17 protein-coding genes are annotated in these 18,232 nt (G+C 47.0%); 7 read left to right on the plus strand and 10 right to left on the minus strand.

Features of this window, described 5'->3' with window-relative positions:
- Window positions 1–70: 70 nt before the first annotated feature.
- Window positions 71–2,626, plus strand: a complete 2,556-nt coding sequence (locus ACY2IG_RS05270) for an ATP-binding protein (protein WP_462618444.1) — start codon at window positions 71–73, stop codon at window positions 2,624–2,626.
- 225 nt (window positions 2,627–2,851) lie between these two features.
- Window positions 2,852–3,880 carry an MFS transporter gene (locus tag ACY2IG_RS05275; protein WP_462618445.1) on the plus strand — a complete coding sequence of 343 codons (1,029 nt, stop codon included), beginning with the start codon at window positions 2,852–2,854 and terminating at the stop codon, window positions 3,878–3,880.
- A gap of 52 nt (window positions 3,881–3,932) precedes the next feature.
- On the opposite strand, the gene ACY2IG_RS05280 is transcribed toward ACY2IG_RS05275, so the two are convergent.
- The 5 genes from ACY2IG_RS05280 to ACY2IG_RS05300 form a co-directional block, all read right to left on the minus strand.
- Window positions 3,933–5,105, minus strand: coding sequence for an MFS transporter (locus tag ACY2IG_RS05280; RefSeq protein WP_462618446.1), 1,173 nt, complete (start codon window positions 5,103–5,105; stop codon window positions 3,933–3,935).
- 114 nt (window positions 5,106–5,219) lie between these two features.
- Window positions 5,220–6,248 carry an ABC transporter permease subunit gene (locus ACY2IG_RS05285; protein ID WP_462618447.1) on the minus strand — a complete coding sequence of 343 codons (1,029 nt, stop codon included), beginning with the start codon at window positions 6,246–6,248 and terminating at the stop codon, window positions 5,220–5,222.
- The gene (locus ACY2IG_RS05290; RefSeq protein ID WP_368915687.1) at window positions 6,248–7,108 is read right to left on the minus strand and encodes an ABC transporter permease subunit; all 861 of its coding nucleotides are present in this window, start codon (window positions 7,106–7,108) and stop codon (window positions 6,248–6,250) included. Before ACY2IG_RS05290 ends, ACY2IG_RS05285 begins: the two co-directional genes overlap by 1 nt.
- 28 nt (window positions 7,109–7,136) lie before the next feature.
- Window positions 7,137–8,204 carry a DUF58 domain-containing protein gene (locus tag ACY2IG_RS05295; protein ID WP_462618448.1) on the minus strand — a complete coding sequence of 356 codons (1,068 nt, stop codon included), beginning with the start codon at window positions 8,202–8,204 and terminating at the stop codon, window positions 7,137–7,139.
- 6 nt (window positions 8,205–8,210) lie between these two features.
- Window positions 8,211–9,134 (minus strand): AAA family ATPase, encoded by a 924-nt coding sequence (locus ACY2IG_RS05300; protein WP_029341157.1) that lies wholly within the window; start codon window positions 9,132–9,134, stop codon window positions 8,211–8,213.
- 295 nt (window positions 9,135–9,429) lie between these two features.
- Between ACY2IG_RS05300 and ACY2IG_RS05305 the strand changes: the two genes are divergently transcribed.
- Window positions 9,430–10,044, plus strand: coding sequence for an NAD(P)-dependent oxidoreductase (locus tag ACY2IG_RS05305; RefSeq protein ID WP_462618449.1), 615 nt, complete (start codon window positions 9,430–9,432; stop codon window positions 10,042–10,044).
- A 46-nt stretch (window positions 10,045–10,090) separates the two neighbouring features.
- Here the strand turns inward: ACY2IG_RS05305 and amyS are convergent, their stop codons facing one another.
- Window positions 10,091–11,563, minus strand: coding sequence for an alpha-amylase (gene amyS / locus ACY2IG_RS05310; protein WP_462618716.1), 1,473 nt, complete (start codon window positions 11,561–11,563; stop codon window positions 10,091–10,093).
- Between the two features lie 406 nt (window positions 11,564–11,969).
- On the opposite strand from amyS, the gene ACY2IG_RS05315 reads away from it, so the two are divergent.
- Window positions 11,970–12,794, plus strand: coding sequence for an endonuclease I family protein (locus ACY2IG_RS05315; protein WP_290749088.1), 825 nt, complete (start codon window positions 11,970–11,972; stop codon window positions 12,792–12,794).
- Window positions 12,795–12,943: 149 nt separating this feature from the next.
- Entirely contained in the window at window positions 12,944–13,528 is a 585-nt protein-coding gene (locus ACY2IG_RS05320) for a YdcF family protein (RefSeq protein WP_290749091.1), read from the plus strand.
- 54 nt (window positions 13,529–13,582) lie between these two features.
- On the opposite strand, the gene ACY2IG_RS05325 is transcribed toward ACY2IG_RS05320, so the two are convergent.
- Together ACY2IG_RS05325 and ytzI are read right to left on the minus strand one after the other, a co-directional pair.
- Window positions 13,583–14,134 (minus strand): hypothetical protein, encoded by a 552-nt coding sequence (locus tag ACY2IG_RS05325; protein ID WP_290749095.1) that lies wholly within the window; start codon window positions 14,132–14,134, stop codon window positions 13,583–13,585.
- 135 nt (window positions 14,135–14,269) lie between these two features.
- Entirely contained in the window at window positions 14,270–14,443 is a 174-nt protein-coding gene (gene ytzI / locus ACY2IG_RS05330) for a YtzI protein (protein ID WP_023467656.1), read from the minus strand.
- Between the two features lie 126 nt (window positions 14,444–14,569).
- Here ytzI and ACY2IG_RS05335 point away from each other — a divergent pair, with 126 nt between their 5' ends.
- A complete protein-coding gene (locus ACY2IG_RS05335) occupies window positions 14,570–15,673 on the plus strand; it encodes a PP2C family protein-serine/threonine phosphatase (RefSeq protein ID WP_035408959.1) in 1,104 nt (367 codons plus the stop codon).
- Between the two features lie 81 nt (window positions 15,674–15,754).
- On the opposite strand, the gene ACY2IG_RS05340 is transcribed toward ACY2IG_RS05335, so the two are convergent.
- Window positions 15,755–16,690, minus strand: coding sequence for a magnesium transporter CorA family protein (locus ACY2IG_RS05340; protein ID WP_023467658.1), 936 nt, complete (start codon window positions 16,688–16,690; stop codon window positions 15,755–15,757).
- Window positions 16,691–16,812: 122 nt separating this feature from the next.
- Here ACY2IG_RS05340 and ACY2IG_RS05345 point away from each other — a divergent pair, with 122 nt between their 5' ends.
- Window positions 16,813–17,181 carry an Hpt domain-containing protein gene (locus ACY2IG_RS05345; RefSeq protein ID WP_035408957.1) on the plus strand — a complete coding sequence of 123 codons (369 nt, stop codon included), beginning with the start codon at window positions 16,813–16,815 and terminating at the stop codon, window positions 17,179–17,181.
- Window positions 17,182–17,234: 53 nt separating this feature from the next.
- Here ACY2IG_RS05345 and ACY2IG_RS05350 read toward each other — a convergent pair whose 3' ends face one another.
- Entirely contained in the window at window positions 17,235–18,113 is an 879-nt protein-coding gene (locus ACY2IG_RS05350) for a chemotaxis protein CheV (RefSeq protein WP_035408954.1), read from the minus strand.
- Between the last annotated feature and the right edge of the window lie 119 nt (window positions 18,114–18,232).

Raw genomic sequence — 18,232 nt, forward strand, 5'->3', positions numbered from 1 at the left:
TTTACAATGAATGGACGGGAATACCTTTATTGCTGGAGAAAGATAAAGGGAAAGGAGTTGAATTCCTTTAATGAAAACATGGCTGAATCGAACGATTGGACGGCAAATCATGTCTGCGTTTTATGTGATTTTTCTGACACTGCTGCTAACGACAGGTGGTGTCTACCTATATACGAAACAACAGGTGGATGAATCACGCCAAGAATTAAAGATGTTAAACGAACATCGGACACGGGCGACCGATTTGTACGAATCATGGCAAAGCATGCAGTACGAGATGCGTGGCTTCGTCTTGCTTGGTGACGAAGAGATGTTAAAAGAAATCGAAGCAAAGAAAAATGGCATCAATCAACAAACGACTTGGTTCGAGCGCAATGCACGCTTCAAAGAAGAACGGCAGTATGCAACGGACGCACGGGAACTCTATACAGCGTATACCCAACGCGTCATGCCGAGCCTCGTCAATTATGTCGCGGCGAAAAAAGACGGCAAAGTGACGGAACCGTTCTTGAAGATGCCGACGCTTGGAAAGGTCACGAAATCAAAACCACTCGATCCACAGCGGAAGTTCAACATCAAGACGAAGAGTGCAGCTGATATGAGTTCAAGTATCGTTGATATGGAGACGGTCTTCACAAAATATCGTAATTCCTTAAACGATCAAGAGATGGCGGCGCAAGAGCAGCTTGGTAAACAAGTCAACTCGTCGCAAATTCTCGGAGCCGTCAATATTGCAATCCTCTTATTGATTACTCTCGTTTTCGTCCGACCATTCGTCCGCCGCTTGACGCGTCAGTTGCGTCAGTTGAACCGGGAAAGTGGACGACTCGCTAAAGGTGAGGATGCGACACCGATCGTCATCACGAATCGTCAAGATGAGATTGGTGAGTTGACGACGACGTTCAACCAGATGGCAGCCGCCATTTCCGGGCAAAAACATCAACTCGTCGCAAGTAACGACGAACTACAAAGTCAACAGGAAGAATTAATTGCCCAGCAAGAAGAACTTCAATCGCAACAGGAAGAACTCGAAGAAGCACTCGACATCACATTACGTAACGAGACCCATTTGCGTTATCGCAATGAGTTGACCGAGACACTTGCGTCTCGCGAAACGTTGACGGCGTATCCGGCGATCATCGAAAAATTGATTACGATCACCGATGCGGAGCTCGGAGCAATCGTCTTCCTAGAGCAAGACCGCTATACGGATCTCGTCTCTTACGGGATGACGGAAGCTCAGGAGCACCAGTTATTACATGCTTCGACGTCATTACTCGAACGCACACGTCAAAACAAGCGTGCTGTTCGCTCGACGAAACAAGTCGCGAGTCATCATCCGCTCCCATATCCGTACGCGATGTACGAAATCGTCGTACCGGTGATGGATCCAGCGACGAACACAATGATTGCAAGCATTTATCTCGTCCGTTACCGGGATGCCTTTACGGAAGAGCAGACGAACGAAATCTGGTCGTTCTCCCGTCAATTGGCACTCTCCTTGCTCCGGATGCGTGTCTTTGAAGAAGTCGAACGAGAACGGGAAAAGACGTCCAAACTTCTCCATTCGATTCGGGAAGCGGTCATCTATATCGAAGGAGAGACGATTTTTGCCAATAAACCATTGCTCGCTTTATTCCATCATCCGGCGCACGATCAAGTGGCGGAAGAAGGATTGATGACGCTCGACGTCAAAATCGAAGAGTTGGCAGTGCAAGTCGATCAACATGAGGCGTTCTTAACCTACATGGATCATGTCTGCAGTCAGGAAATTCCGACGGAGAGCTTGGCGTTGTCCTTAAACAAGGAAGAGCGATTCGTCACGCTGTATGCAGAGGAAATTCATTACGGTGGTTGTTTCCGCGGTACGATGCTCGTCTTACGTGACGTGACGGCAGAGACAGCGATCGACCGGATGAAATCGGAATTCGTCTCGACTGTCTCGCATGAGTTGCGGACACCGCTTGCCTCGATTTACGGCTACACGGAATTGATGCTTGCGCGCGACGTCCAGGAATCAAAACGTCAACGGTATCTCGAGACGATTCATGCAGAAACCGAACGGTTGACGAATCTCGTCAACGACTTCCTCGATGTCCAGCGCATGGAATCGAGTCAGCAACAATATGACTTCAAACCGCTTGATTTGACGAAAGTCATTCAGGAAACGGTCGAGTTCCATACGGCTTCGGCAAAAGATCACGAGCTAGTCCTTGATTTTGAAGAAACGACGACGGGGCGGATTCATGCTGACGAACAAAAAATGCGTCAGCTGTTCACGAACCTGATCAACAATGCAATCAAGTATTCACCGGATGGTGGTCAAATCACGATCACGATGCGTCAAGTCGAAGATCGTGTCCAGCTGAAGATCGAAGATGAGGGAATCGGCATTCCGCGTCACGCGTTACCACAACTGTTTAGTAAGTTTTACCGAGTCGATAATTCGGATAGTCGAAAAATCGGCGGTACCGGTCTTGGTCTTGCGATTTGTCAGGAAATCGTTCGTTCGCACGAAGGAATGATTCATGTCGAATCAACGGAAGGTGTCGGGTCCGCGTTCATCGTCGAACTACCGATCGTCCAGTCCGTCGTACCGGTCACGGAATCGGCAGATGAATGTTAATGTCAAAAGCGTTCTTTGATTTTTTAATCAAAGGGCGTTTTTTTGTTGGTTTCATCTGCAAAACGGGAATTAACTACTATCAAATAGAAAGGAAGTGAGGAGATGCGGCGAAGCAGATGGCCTTGTTAAGTCCGACGATCGTTCATTCTTTGGATCCTGATCGAAGCCAGTAGTTCGTTCATTCCAGCGTATGTGATTGAGCGCTTTTACTGGGAAGACCGGGGAATGAGCATTGCCGACGTCGTCATCGCAGAAATCGTCTTTGCTTGGGTCATGTTGATTGGTGAGGTCCCGTTCGGTTTGTTATCCGATCGGTGGGGCAGAAAGACGTTCATTCTGGCTGGTTTCGTATGTGAGTGGTTATCGTTTACGGTGTTGATTGAAGCGCACTCATTACCTGCCTTCCTCTTAGCGATGGTCCTTGCCGGCATCGGTGGCGCAGCACTTAGTGGAACGCTTGAAGCCCACGTCTATGAAACGTTACGAATGCATAGGAGAGAAGAGCGATTCGAGACGGTCTGGCGAGTGATTTCAATCGGTGGTTTATTGACGTCAGGACTCGCAGGACTTGTGGGGAGTTACGCTGTGCGATCGGTAGACTTGATTTGGCACTATCACGTATCTTGGTGGGTATTGCTCGGAACAGTACTACTGACGTTTTTCTTAAAGGAAGCATCGCGAGAACAAGACGGAGAGACGAGTTCATTAAAGACATTGCTAAACGGTTTTTCGTTTCGACGCGTCTACGTCCGAATTCTTTGTCTTGTCTTGTTATACGGGGTGACGATTGATTTCGTCGATGAGTTTTGGCAACTTTATCTACGGGATCAAACGATACCGATGGTCCATTTCGGATTCGTTTTCGTGTTATTTCAAATCATGCAGGCGACCGGCGCGTCCTTATCACAGTTTCGATCGCCGGTCGGATGGGCGATGATCTATATCGTGTGTCTTGCCGGATTGTCGGTTGCCTCTCCGCTCGTCAGTATCGGGTTACTCGGGACGCTGTACTTGTGCTATGGTTGGGCTGAGCCTTATTTGACCACTGTCATCCAAGAAGTTGCGCCGCCAAATGGACGTGCAACGTTTACGTCGCTGATCTCAGTCATTGAGCGGTTAGCTGTGCTTGGAACCGGTACGCTGTTCGTCTTCGTCGAACGTGTCTTCTCGCTTCAGATGACCTATGCCGCGCTCGGTCTCGTCTCACTTATGTTGCTTCTGTTGTATAGTGTGACGCGAATGCGTCAGAACTGAATCAAAAAAAGGACAAAGGTGCTTTGACCTTTGTCCTTTTGACTGTCATTTATTACGACACGTGTCGTTGCTCCTGAGAGGAACGTGCTAATACCTGGCGAGCCGGTTGCCACATCAACAAGGAGAGGGCTCCTGCGAGCGCATAGACGAGCTCGATCGCAAATAAATCGGCAAGCCATCCGAACAATAGACTGCCGAGGCAGAAACAGAGTGCATACACGGTTTGTTGCACGCTATAGACATACGGTAACCGTTCGAGTGGTGTCGTCGTCTGCAACAACGTATTCAGCTCGATCGCCCGGACTTGACTCGCAAACCCTTGGAACAGACAAGCGATCACGGCAAGTGTGACGATTGGAGCGAAAGCAAACAAGAAGGTCGCAGCAATCGAAAAGCCGATACTACGATAAAGCAACGAACGCGTTCCACGACGACGTAACATCATGTAACTGCCGGCAATCATGCTCAGCAGATAGAAGGCGTTCAAGATACCCCACCAGTGTTCTGATAACTGGAAGTGGGTGTCGATGTAGACGAGGAACAGAGCAGAAATCCAAGCCGTACTGACGAACGCATCGATTCCAACGAGAAACGTGTTGGCTTTCGCGAAAGAATGCGATTGCGTGTAGCGAATACTCGACCGGAAAGAAACATCTTCACCATCCATTGCGGCATCAGCTAAAGTACGGACACTCCGGTAAAACAGATAGCTGATGAGACTAGCACCTAAAAACAGACCGGCCGAGACGGACAAGACGGAAAGCGGCGATAACCAGCTGACCAGAATGGCGCCGAGCGGCCACATGATGAGCTGAATCACTTGATTCGAACCTTGTACGAGACTGTTAGCCTTTTGGACATCCTGACACAGTCGAGGGATGAAGGCACTTTCGATCGGACGAGCAAATCCGTCGAAGAAAGCGATACATCCAACGAGTGCGAGGATAAGTGGCAGTGGTAAATCAAGTCCCCAGATGATGCCTAAGAGAATCGTCTTGAGGAGTTGACTGCCGAACAACAACGAGGCATGGGGAACACGTTGAGCGACTTGGGCGAATAAGAAGCCGCTTCCTGTCATGCCTGCTGTGACGAGAACGGGAAATAGGGCAGCGAGACTCGCTTGCCCTGTCGTTTGATAAATCATTGCGATCAGAGAGACGATATAGAGCGCATCTCCCGCATTCGCAATCCATTGACTGACCAATAAAAGCGTAAACCGGTTCATTCTGAATGACCTCCATATCGTACGTATTTAGTTAGGAGTGAGAATTCAGAATGATTTACATTGGACGCCCTCATTTCATGTTTTTTTCTAGTGTAAGAGGAAAAAAATGGATTGTCAATCAGAATCGTGATGGGACTTCAGTGCAACGGGTGTAAAGGGATCAACCATCGACGTCGCGGCTGCTTCGTCTTGAGCACGAGATGCCGATAGCTTGATTGGTTTTAGTTGCTGGCGGAAGCGGAAAGCCCGTTCGAGTCGACTCATGAATAGATTGCTGAAAAAGACGACTAATGCTAGTCCAATCAGTGGAACGAGGAACATATGGTTGAGCCACGACGTCGCCGAAAACTGATTGTAGTAATAGCCAAACATCGATGACCATTCAAAGATCGTTGGAGCAGTTCCTACATGTAAATTAACTGTTCCGGCAAAGAAAATATCAAAGAGCGATAAGTGGACGAGTAACATCAACGTTTGGATGAACTGTTGCATAAAAACGATTGTCAACGTTGGAACAAGATGTGGCCAAATATGGCGTCTGAACCGATGCCACGGACTGCCACCAAGCGTCTGGGCGACAATCATGAACTCTTGACTAAGTAACTGGCGGGTCTCAGCAATCAGATAAAGCGATAAAGAGGGGAGACCAAGCAAAATCAAGACAATCAATTCAAACGATACACGATCAAAAAGTGGTGGGATAGCAGTCGAATCAAAGAACGTAAGTGATGGAAGCAAAATGAGCAACGCGACAAGAGAGAGCGGTAAAACTAAAAATCCATCAAAAACAAGTTTTAAGTATCGATTGACGCGAGCACTTCGGAAAGCTAGCGGAATTGCGATGACCAGTGAAAGAAACATTCGACCGAGCGCAACAATCATACAAATACCGGCTGTCCATTTAAATCCTTCAATCATCAATTGAAAGAGGTCATAGCCAGAGCGGTCTGTACCGAGCCATTGATCACTTGACGGTTTTAGTGGTGACGTCGCAAGGAACGTACCGTCTTCAGCATACCGGTTCGAGATTTGATCGACTTGACCATCACGAAAGATCGTATTTCCAAAACTAAGGAGCAGTAAACCAGTGAGTAAAAATAAACATAGCCAGAAGACAGGATCTCGCATCAAAGTACGACGCATCAAATCCCCCCTTTCCAGGCGTTAGGAATAAGCCATTCTGCCAACAAATCAATGATGAAAATCGGCAGATAGATTAAGAACAAGATGACCATCAAAACCGGCATTTGTCCATTATAAAAGACGAACCGGAACATACCTTGCACTTCGAACGTGTATTCAATGATCACGAGACTCGATAATACCGTAATGATGTTCGCTCGGAAAAACAGATAAAACCGATAGATCATTGTCGGAATCAAATGTTTCCAGAAAAGAGCGGCAGGACGAATGCCTTTAGCCCGTGCGAGTTCAAGGAAAGGAGCAGCTTCCTGTTCGAGTACTTGCGTCGTTAACCATTTGATGAAGAAGAATAGTGTTGTCAACGTTAGCGTAAGAATCGGTAAAAAACGAATGTACTCAGCATAGGATCCCGCAATTTCGATTTTGTCATACCCGGTCGTTTTAAACAGATAGAGGACAAGGAATTGCGAAAGAATGATCCAGAACAGATCCGGAACCATCTCAAGCGTCCGAGTCGTTTGTTTCAGCATCATGCGTGTTTTGCGACCACTCCGATAAAACAAATAAGCATAAAAAATCGCACACACAGCGGAGACCAGCATAGCTGTCGTAAAGATGATCAACGTCTCTTTAATGAATGGACTGATGGTAGGAAGCAACAAGAATTCCTTTTGAGCGGTTACGTTGAAATAGGTAATCTCATCAAGTTTCGTTAATTGAGCAAATTGTTGCTTCAGACCTTCCCAGTAGCTTGCTGGGTTGAATTTCATTTGCGCGACAAGCGCCGGAAGGGCGCTGATCGCAATCAAGACAAAAAATGCCACGATAAGCTGAATTGATTTTCGGGCGATAAACACCATGAGGCGAAAAACTCCTTTCTTTGGATCCTCAGCCGATGGCGAGGATCCGGTCATTGCCAATTTGGATCAACTGACTGTTCATATGTTTCCGGCGCAGTACATAGCGTTCGAACTGTTGTGTCGCGATGAACGAATCACGCGTCGAGACCGTCGAGAGGGTCATTAAGACATGCTTTAATTGTGGTTGGCCTTCTTGTAACGAGAGATGTGTCATCCGGTTTGCTCCGTCGAGTCGATTCAAGAACAGTTCAATCTTACAGCCCTCCTTGATTAATTCACTGATCAGGAATGCCGCTTGTTCGATGAACGTCTCAAATTGTTGGTGGAGTCCGTAACCGCTCGGGGCAGATAAGTTCAAGGCAATCGTAAATGTATCCTGATTACTCGTTTCGAACACTTTTGCCTGCAATCGACCGGTCTTCGCTGTCGCATACCAATCGATCTCTTTTGACGGTTCTGCCGTATAGGGTTTTGCACCCAGCTGAACGAGCTTGTTCTTGAGTGGCGAGTACCGATCTGGTCGGTCGCCGATACGTAAACGCTGTAAAAGAAGCGGCGTCGCCTGCGCCGTCAAGGACGGTAAGACTGTAAACGACGGATACGTATCGAACGTAAAGAGATAGACGCCCATCTTCCAAGGCAAACGAATCGTCAAGATGATCTCATCGAACTCCGCCGGTCCGCGGCGAACCGTCTGAATCGGTATTGTTACCGCGTCTTCAGAGTCAATCACCGCATGAAACGTCGCCGGATGCAGCGGGTCCATCTCCGGGAAGATGACCCCACCATCCGTATGCAAACGAAGCGTCGCTTCGAGTCCGAGCTGATTTAAAGATTCGACACCGAAGACTTGTAGATGGAGCGATGTCTGTTCTTGGTTGAACATCAACGCTTCATAATGCTTCCATTCGATTGCCACGTCCCGTCGGAGCTGTTTTTCTGTTCGACCGACGACGAAATGAATCGTCGCCAAGGCGGCGAACAGAAAACCGAGGATCGACAGACGTGGAATGAAGAGGAAGATGAACGTCATCGCGACGTACAGTGGAAAGAGTCGGCGTTCAAGCCAAAACGGGACGGAACGTTCAATCTGCATGATTCGTCACCCCATCTCGACCGGAACCGGCACGTCGTCCAGAATATGCGTCAAGACAGCCGCTTTCGTCGTCTTGATTCCACCTTCAAGTGTCAGTGTCAGGCGATGAGACAGGACGTGTTTTGCAAGATATTTGATATCTTCCGGGATGATGAAGTCGCGTTGATTCAAGAATGCGTAGCTTTGCGAGGCGCGAAGTAATGCAATCGCTCCACGCGGACTGACGCCGACTTCAATGAGTTCATGGTTTCGTGTCGCTTGGACGATATGGAGCAAGTAATCGAGCACGTCTTGTGATGCATGGACGCGGCGTGCCTCTTCCTGCCAGGAAATCAAGTCACCGCCTGACGCGATGCCGACAGCTGACCGACGGACGTTCGTCAGAATCTCAGACAATAAGCGCCGTTCGTTCTCGAAATCCGGATAACCGACTTCAATTGCGACCATGAACCGGTCGAGTTGGGCGTCCGGTAATGGGAACGTTCCTGCCGATTCAATCGGGTTTTGTGTCGCGATGACGAAAAATGGGGCGGGCATCTGATAGGTCGTTCCACCGATCGAGACTTGACGTTCTTCCATCGCTTCAAGCAGTGCGGATTGTGTCCGCGGAACAGCACGGTTGATCTCATCAATCAAGACGACGTTCGCGAACAATGGACCGCGTTTATTCTCGAACTCCTGTGTCTTTAAGTTGAAGAAATCCGAACCGATGACGTCTGATGGGAGAAGATCCGCCGTAAATTGAATCCGGGAGAAGGCACTCTCAAAGCTTTGGGCGAGCGCTTTGGCGAGCATCGTTTTCCCTGTTCCCGGTACATCTTCTAATAGAATATGTCCTTCTGCGATGAGTGCCGTCAGACAAAGATCGATGACGTCCGGTTTACCGAGATAGATGGAATTGAGTTGATCTTTTAATTGTTGTAGTTTCATAGGAAATCCCTCCAAGGTCAAATGGTTGAGTAGCGTGCTAGTTGTTGTTCAAAGCGGATCACGAGATCGTGGACATGTGAAGACACATCTGATGTATAAAGATAGGGTGATTTTTGAGAACGATGATTTAGTTGTTTAAGGAAAAAATATCCATATGTACTTAGGAAGATTTTAGCATACAGTGTTAACAAATAAAAACAATTTTCTGAAAATAAAGACAAGGTGAGACGATTCATTTTCAAGTGGTAAGGGTATGATTGAATCAGTGGATCTTGAAAGAGAAAGGATGTTTCGTATGAAACTGATTATTTTTGGAGCGACTGGTCAAACTGGACAAGAACTAGTCAAACAGGCGATTGATCACGGGCATGAGGTCACAGCATTTGTCCGCAGTCCAGAAAAACTGACACTACATGACGAACGGTTACAAGTCGTAAAGGGCGACGTGCTCGATCAAGAAGCGGTAACAGCTGCTGTTGCCGGAAAAGATGCTGTCCTGACAGCTCTCGGTACGGAGAGTCTTGCGTACAGTGGCTTTTTAGAACGAAGTCTCGTCCGGATCGTGACAGCGATGAAAAAACAGGGGATAGAGCGGATCGGTTATGTCGCGTCTGCCGGTGTCGATGATGAGTTACCGGGTGTGCAAGGGATGCTCGCTCAGCGGATTCTGAAGAATCCACTGAAGGATCACCGCCAAGCAATCGAGCTCCTGCAACAGGCGGATCTTGACTATACGGTAGCCCGTCCACTCCGTTTACTGAACGGTCCGTTGACTGGGCTTTATCGCCAAGCGGATACAGGTGTACCGGAAGATGCGAAACAAATCAATCGTGCAGATGTGGCACATTTCCTCTTACAGGCGATCGAAACAGAAGATCACATCAAGTCGAGTGTCGGTCTCGCTGAATGAAGAAGAAAGGTCTCGCCCGTCATACGGAAGAGACCTTTTTACGTGATTATTGTTGACGATAGACGGAAACCGAACCACCATTAACGAAGAATTGACCGTAGCCATCTTGATTGATCGTGACCGATGCCGTGTTGTTTCCAGTGATATCCGTCCAGACTTCTCCTTTGTTCTGAAGGCCGACGTACATCCATTTGCTACCGCCAGGGCCGTCTGAGAGGATTGTTGCAAGACCGGATTTTGCCCGATCCGAGACACCTTCCCGTGTCCAACCGATGATGTCTTGGTTATCGAGATAATCGTTTTGTTTTCCGAACGCGAAGTCCTTCCGTGCTTTGAGCAACGGATCAATCTTCGAAGCAAGTGCTGGAATTTCGCGGGTCGACGTGCCTTTTGTGCCATAGTAATCGCCGTAGAAGACAGACGGATACCCTTGTTCACGGGTCAGGATCATCGCGTAGGCGAGTGGTTTGAACCACGATTGAACTGTTGATTCAAGCGATTGTCCAGGTTGCGAGTCATGGTTTTCGACGAGTGTCACGGCTTGGACTGGATTACTCTTGACGAGTGTCCCGTCAAAGATCGTCCGCATGTCGTAGTATCCGCCACCTTTACTTGCTTGCTCGAATTTATAATGAAGCGGGGCATCAAAGACGGATTGTTGGTAATTCGTCCGGCTTAAGTAGTTTTGTAACGTTCCAAGATCGTTCTGCCAGTACTCGGCGACTGTGAATAGCGGTTTGCCCGTCGTCTGACGAACGTTCGCGAGCCAGTCCGCTAAGTAACCATGTTTGATATGTTTGACGGCATCGAGACGGAACCCATCAAGACCAAGCTCATTGACGTACCATTTTCCCCAGTTCTTCATTTCTTGTTGAACTTCCGGGTGATCAAAATCGAGATCTGCGTACATCAAGTAATCGTAGTTGCCATTTTCAGTTGAAACATCCGTATCCCAAGCTTTACTGGTACCACGGAACTTATAGATGGCGCTCTTTGAACGCGATTGATCCCAATCCGTGCCGTCGAAATGATACCATTTCCACTTGAAGTTCGAGTAGAGGTTATTTCGTGTTGCAAAATTGAAGCCCGTCCACGCCTGGATTTGATAATCGCCCGAGACTTCCTGATTGCGGTTGCTCGGATTGACTTCGACTGCCGTAACGGCTTCGGTAAAATCAGCACCACCTTTATGGTTCATGACGACATCCCCGTACACATCGATTCCAGCGGTATGCAGTTGTCCTATCGCTGTTTTTAATTGCGTTTTTGTTCCGTATTTCGTGCGGACTGTTCCTTTTTGGTTGAACTCACCTAAATCGTATAGATCGTAGGCACCGTAGCCGACATCGCTTTGTGAAGTTCCTTTGTAGGCAGGTGGAATCCAGACTGATGTAATACCGAGCTGATCCAGTTTCGTCGCGTCACTTCCGAGACGATTCCAATGGTTACCGTCATTTGGTACATACCATTCGAAGTACTGCATCATCGTACCATTGTCAGCTGTTGCACCTACTGCAATCGGTTGCGCAAGTGGCGCTAAAAATGCAGCTGAAGCGACGGTTGCTAAAATCCATCCTTTTTGTTTCACGAAAAGACCTCCTTATGATTTATGAAAACGCTTGCATGATTCATTATAGTGAAGCCTTAGAGGAAAGGAATATCGTCCCGGATTCTTATTTGTCAGTGTCTTTCGTTCGTGACTTTTGACTCTAGAATATTTCTTTCGAAGAATTATTTTGATGCAATTGATGTCTTGGACGAAAAAAATCAGGACCATCTAACCGTTGTCTTTCGATAAAGAATCTGAACGACGACTCATCTTCAAAAAAGCAGGTCTATCGTCCATCTTCCACCATGAATGGATTCGATGTGAAAATGAGCGTGTAACATCCGTTTTCATACATACCAATCGAGGGGGAACACGCATGAACTGGAAGTCAAAGGTCACAGGTGCACTTGCCGCAACACTTGCGCTCGGGTCAATCGTCTTTACACCGGTCACTGCAAAAACAGTCGATCCAAAACAAGTAGCGGCAGGTCCGCAGATGGTTACATCTCAATCGACGATCGATGCGTACTATCTACCGGCAGCAGGAAAGACAGGGGCAGCGTTGAAGGCATCGCTGCACGATATCATCGACAACCATACACAAGTGTCATACGACACAGTATGGACAGCACTGAAAGAAACGGATCAAGATCCAAACAATGCGAACAACGTTATCGAGTTATACACGGGGAAATCGATTGCGAAAAGTAGCAATGGTGGAAATGTCGGTCAATGGAACCGGGAACACGTCTGGGCAAAGTCGCACGGTGACTTTGGTACGACGAACGGACCGGGAACAGACTTGCATCATTTGCGTCCGGAAGATGTCGTCGTCAACAGCGCACGTGGGAATCTTGATTTCGACAATGGCGGTACGAAATATAGTGGATGCGATTGCTACCGTGATGGCGATTCGTGGGAACCACCGAACCGAGTCAAAGGTGACATCGCGCGGATGATCTTCTACATGGCAGTTCGTTACGAAGGTGGCGGAGAAATCGATCTCGAAGCCTCAGAAAACGTCAACAATGGAACGAACCCATTACATGGAAAATTATCGACGCTGAAAGCATGGAATAAGCTTGATCCAGTCGATAGCTTCGAAATGCGTCGTAACGACGTCATCTTCGAGAAGTGGCAAAAAAACCGGAATCCATTCATTGATCATCCGGAATACGTGACATCAATTTGGGGAAATTGATGACGAGTCAATCAATAGGAAAATGCGATGTTCTCGATTCAGAGAAGATCGCATTTTTTTGGAGGTAAAGCCCGTCAGGTTGAAACTTTTTGCAAGCATCATTCGTACAGCATACCGTAACCCATTTTTTAGCAGAAAGGTCGTACGGTATGATTAAACGCACGTTCAACAAACGAAATATCAAATGGATGGTTGGTGGAGGACTCGTCGCTTGTGTCGCCTTCTGGTACAGTGTCGGGATTTTTGTCAACAGAGGAGAACGACCACTTGCGGATGGGTCGTCGCCGTATGTCATCGTTCTTGGCGCAGGTGTCAAAGGGGAGAAACCGTCGCAAATCTTACATAATCGGATTCAGGCGGCAGCCGCATATGGGAAACAACACCCGAATGTCCGCTTCATCTTGAGTGGTGGACAAGGACCGGATGAGGATATCTCGGAAGCAGAAGCGATGCGACGCGGAATGGTGGCGTCTGGCATTGAAGCGGAGCGACTGGTTCTTGAGTCCAGTTCGACATCGACGACGGAAAATCTACAGTATTCAAAAGACTTGTTACCAAAGAATGTCCGACGTGTCTCAATTGTCACGTCAGATTTTCATCTGTACCGCGCTCGAAAAGAGGCGAAACAACTGGGGTTACTGACGGACGCGATTCCGGCAGAGACACCCCTTTCAGGTGTCCTTCGTTTCGGGATGCGTGAACGCGTCGCGATTCTTGTTCAATTCCTACGTTAAAAAAACCCCGACGTGTTGAACACATCGGGGAGAATGAAGAAGTACACCAAACGATTAGATGCCTTCACCTTTATTTTTTTCCTCAGAAGATTGAGCATCATTTGCTTGTTGATTAGAAGCATCGTGCTCAGCAGGTGGTTCTTCTTTGCCAAGTGCGACATCTTTCGCTTCGACGACTTTATTGCTGATAGAACTCAGGTCACCTTTTGTCTCATTGACTGTATCTTTCACAGTCGAAGCATCAGACTTCACTGTTTCAAGTTCTGTGTTCACTTTGTCATAGACGTTTTGAACGTCAGACGCCACTTCTTGGATGATACTTGAAGCACTCTTTACCTGATTGATAACTTGCGACGCTTTGCCCGACGGATCTTCCTTGATGGAAGACGCGAGTGTCGAGACGGAATCCTTCGCACCACGTAAGCTTTGTTTCGTGTTTTGACGGGACGAAGAACTAAGTAGCGTTAATAGTCCGCCGACAAGGGCACCGATTAACATCCCTGTGACAAGATTAACTTGACGACCTGATGATTCCTCCTGATCAAACTGACGATTCGGATGTTCTGCGTGCGTTGCGTGTGGATCATGTTGAAGATTCGGTTCCATAATAAACACTCCCTTGAGATAGTATTTAACCATGATATGGATATACCCTTGTGAGCAAATCAAAAACATCTAAAAAAAAAACATGTATTTGAAATGAATTTAAAAAGACCACCGTGATATGATGGTCTTAGAGGTTCATTTGTTGGATGAATCATCATCATTTTCGTGACGAAGTTTTCGGTTGATTTCATCATAATCGATTTCGATATCGTCCTTGTTGCCCTTATAGCCATATCCTTTTGAAATGACAATGATCGAGGCGACCAAGACGAATACGATGATGAGAATGGAGACGACATATAGCCACATAGTCCACTCCTCCTTTCATTCACTTTCTAGTATGACGGAAAAAGCAACATCCGTCTAAACGAAATTGTAGGTTGTGTGCTAAACTGATTTCAGATAAACATGTTAAACAGAACGAGGTGACGACGGATGAGTATTTTGGTTGTAGATGACGAATTAACAAATTTAATGCTCTTAGAGCGATTGTTAGAAAATGAAGGATATGACGTCGTCAAAGCCATGAGTGGAGAAGAAGCAATCGAATTGATGGAGGATCCATTGTTCATTGAGCAATTAGATGTCGTCCTGCTCGACGTTGAGATGCCGGGAATCAGCGGAATCGAGGCAACACGTTTGATCCGAAAACGGTTTGGTCTTGATGAACTACCAATCCTGATCGTCTCGGGTCGATCAAACGAAGAAGATATCGTTGATGGATTGAATGCAGGGGCATCTGATTACACGACGAAACCGATTCGAAAAACGGAATTGCTCGCACGAGTTCGTAATGCGATCGGTCTGAAGCAAGCAATCGATGCACGAAAACGATATGAAAAAGTGCTACAGGAAGACTTTGATTTGGCGCAAAAACTGCAACAGAGTGTGCTTAGTGCCAATATCGAAGACGATGAGATCCGCATCATGGCGACCTATATCCCGTCTAAGAAACTAGCGGGAGACATGTATGCCTGGTATCGCATCTCTCAGAATAAATACGGCATCATCTTATTTGACGTCATGGGACACGGTGTCTCCTCTGCATTGATTACGATGGGGATGAGTTCAATCTTGTTTGAACTCGTGCACCGGATTGGTGATCCGGCTCAAGTGCTTGAAGAATTGAATCAACAGATGAGTCGACTGTTTCCGGGAGACGAGACAGAAATCTATTTCACGGCTGTCTACCTTTATATCGACTTAGATGAAATGAAACTCAGCTATGCGAACGCGGGGCATCCACCTGGTTTGTTGCGGATGAACGATCAAATCATTCCGCTTGAAAATACGGGACTTCCTGTTGGTATGTTCGAAGACTCGACGTATTCGAGCAAGACGATCGACATCGTCTCACCAGGATGTGTCTATCTGTACACGGATGGTTTCATGGAATTGTACAGTAAAGGTATTGATGAAGGAATTCACGCCATCCAAAATCTGATTGAACAACAAGGACCGAACATCCATCAGCTGATTCAACCGGATCAGAGCGATGAAGCGGATGATCTTTGTCTCGTGACAGTCGAAATCAATTAACATGTAAATGAAGAAGACTCAGCGACAGAAACACCGTCACTGAGTCTTTTTTGAGTCATACAAGTCTTGCGCTTACTTGAACTAGAAGAACCTTCTCCGCCATAAGATGAATGCGGCAAGACCAGAGAAGAAGATCATCATGCCGAAGACGATCCAAAAACCGATGACTTCTCCTTCCCAAGGGACATGGACGTTCATTCCGAACATCCCAGATATCATCGTCGGAATCGAGATGACGATCGTAATCGAGGCGAGGAACTTCATGACGAAGTTGACATTGTTCGAGATAACGGAACCAAATGTATCCATCGTCGAACTGATGATGTCTTTATAGATTTGTGCCATTTCCATTGCTTGCCGGTGTTCGACGAAGACATCTTCGAGTAAGTCTTCATCGTCTTCGTGTTTCTCAAGACTCGGTGTCTTGATGATTCGGTCGAGGACACCATCGTTCGATTTCAAGGATGTCATGAAATAGACCAATGATTTCTGAAGGTTCATGAGTTGAAAGATTTCTTGATTTCGCATCGAACGTTGTAATTCTTCCTCGAGTTCATCCATCCGTCGATCGATTTGGCGTAGGAAACGGAGATACGAGGAACTGACTTTATAGAGAATCTGAAATACGAAGCGCGATCGATAATTCGTCCGGAATCCTCGCAACTTACCACTCGAGAATAACGTCAGGACATCGAGCTGTTGCGAACAAACGGTGATGAAATGACGGGATGTCACGATGATACCGAGCGGAATCGTATTATAACGGCGTCCTGATGATTCTTCTTCGATGTAGGGAACGTCGACGATCATCAGTAGACCTTCTTCATCTTTTTCAAAACGTGGTTTTTCTTCCACGTCCAAAGGGTCATAAATGAAATCCTCTGGAATATTCGTAGCAGCGATGACTTGGTCGGCTTCATCCTTGGTCGGATTGACAAGATGGATCCAGGAACCTTTCGTAAACTCCTGTATCTCGTTGACTGCCCCAGTGACATCGCTTCGATAAATCGTCAACATATTGTCTATCCCTCCTGCTCTTCACTGTCTCATTATAGAAATAGAAACGATGGCGTGTAAATGATTCTCCGATTTTTTTTTACGAAGATTAGTGATAAGATGAAAACAGAGGAGGGGAAGACATGCCTTTTTTTAATGCTAAGAAGCTCGAAGAACTTCAATCGATCGCGGGTGGGGATCACGCGTTCCTTCAAAAAATTGGAGAAACGTATATCGCGCAGTTCGATCGAAAGTTTCCTGAACTGAAAGATGCCGTCGCTAAACAAGATGCTGAGCAAACTGAAAAGCTCGCTCACTTGCTAAAAGGTGCTTCCTATTCCGTTGCCGCTGATGATTTAGCCGATGATTTCGAACTGCTTGAAAAAGAAGCAGAATCCGGTTCCATGACCGGTACGCAAGAAATCGTCGATCGGATTGAAGACAGCATGGTTGAATTCCGGGTCATCTGGCTCGATGTGTTTACTGGAAAAAATCTTGACGTACTGCGTTGAGGAATCGAATAGATTAAAAAAGCCGACATCTCGTCGGCTTTTTTTCTTTTTTCTTATAAGACGTATGAATCAACCGTTTCGATCAATCGACCGATTTCCGGTTTCGTGATTTGTGCATTGACACCAACGGACTCGCCTTTATGGCGTAAATCGTCGGAAATCAAGGAAGAGAAGACAATGATCGGCAGTTCTGCATAACGATCATCTTCACGGAGTCGTTTCGTTAAATGAAGTCCATCCATCTTCGGCATCTCGATATCGGTGATCAGGAGATCACAGTTGCTTCCGTTCTCAAACGCATCAAAAGCTTCCTTACCATTGATGAACCACTTCAGTCCGTGGTAACCGGCTTCCTCGAGTGTTTCGATGATCAACGTCCGGAGCATTTCCGAGTCTTCGGCAATCCAGATGATTTTATCGGACCGGTCACGGGACTGGACGCGACGTCCTTCTTCGCGGGCGAAGATATCCTTGCGTGAGAGCTCAAGGGCAATTTTTTCATAGTCGAGCAGGATGATCATCTTGTCGCCCGTTTTGACGACACCATTCGTTAACCCTTCGATGCCACGAGCGAGTTCGTTTGGTGTATCGATCTGTTCCCATGAGATACGACGGATTTCCGTCACGGAATCGACACGCAGGACGCTCTTTTCCCCATTGAATTCACAGATGATCAGTCGATCCTCGGTTGCTTCGTCGTGGGGAACACCGATGACTGTAGGCAAATCGATCACCGTCATGACTTCGCCGCGGAGTTCAATCAATCCTTTGACAGCATCCGGTGTACCCGGAAGTGGTGTCATCGGGAGCGGAACGATGATTTCCCGAACCTTCATGACGTTGATACCGAACGTATACGGACCACAATGGAAGATGACGATCTCGAGTTCGTTCGTGCCGGCTTCTAATAAAATATCGTGCTGATTGTACATATGGTTGTGCCCCTTTCCATTACCTTCACTTCACTTCTGACTAGTTATCGGCATGCTACGTTAAAAATTCTAGTTCTGAATCGACAAAAAAAGTGTTGTAATCGCTTTCATAATATGTT

The organism is Exiguobacterium sp. EF_C8, from assembly GCF_054956715.1.

Coding starts and splice junctions, on each gene's coding strand:
- ACY2IG_RS05270 (WP_462618444.1), top strand. CDS start 71: ATGAAAACATGGCTGAATCGAACGATTGGACGGCAAATCATGTCTGCG.
- ACY2IG_RS05275 (WP_462618445.1), top strand. CDS start 2,852: ATGAGCATTGCCGACGTCGTCATCGCAGAAATCGTCTTTGCTTGGGTC.
- ACY2IG_RS05280 (WP_462618446.1), bottom strand. CDS start 5,105: ATGAACCGGTTTACGCTTTTATTGGTCAGTCAATGGATTGCGAATGCG.
- ACY2IG_RS05285 (WP_462618447.1), bottom strand. CDS start 6,248: ATGCGTCGTACTTTGATGCGAGATCCTGTCTTCTGGCTATGTTTATTT.
- ACY2IG_RS05290 (WP_368915687.1), bottom strand. CDS start 7,108: ATGGTGTTTATCGCCCGAAAATCAATTCAGCTTATCGTGGCATTTTTT.
- ACY2IG_RS05295 (WP_462618448.1), bottom strand. CDS start 8,204: ATGCAGATTGAACGTTCCGTCCCGTTTTGGCTTGAACGCCGACTCTTT.
- ACY2IG_RS05300 (WP_029341157.1), bottom strand. CDS start 9,134: ATGAAACTACAACAATTAAAAGATCAACTCAATTCCATCTATCTCGGT.
- ACY2IG_RS05305 (WP_462618449.1), top strand. CDS start 9,430: ATGAAACTGATTATTTTTGGAGCGACTGGTCAAACTGGACAAGAACTA.
- ACY2IG_RS05315 (WP_290749088.1), top strand. CDS start 11,970: ATGAACTGGAAGTCAAAGGTCACAGGTGCACTTGCCGCAACACTTGCG.
- ACY2IG_RS05320 (WP_290749091.1), top strand. CDS start 12,944: ATGATTAAACGCACGTTCAACAAACGAAATATCAAATGGATGGTTGGT.
- ACY2IG_RS05325 (WP_290749095.1), bottom strand. CDS start 14,134: ATGGAACCGAATCTTCAACATGATCCACACGCAACGCACGCAGAACAT.
- ytzI (WP_023467656.1), bottom strand. CDS start 14,443: ATGTGGCTATATGTCGTCTCCATTCTCATCATCGTATTCGTCTTGGTC.
- ACY2IG_RS05335 (WP_035408959.1), top strand. CDS start 14,570: ATGAGTATTTTGGTTGTAGATGACGAATTAACAAATTTAATGCTCTTA.
- ACY2IG_RS05340 (WP_023467658.1), bottom strand. CDS start 16,690: ATGTTGACGATTTATCGAAGCGATGTCACTGGGGCAGTCAACGAGATA.
- ACY2IG_RS05345 (WP_035408957.1), top strand. CDS start 16,813: ATGCCTTTTTTTAATGCTAAGAAGCTCGAAGAACTTCAATCGATCGCG.
- ACY2IG_RS05350 (WP_035408954.1), bottom strand. CDS start 18,113: ATGTACAATCAGCACGATATTTTATTAGAAGCCGGCACGAACGAACTC.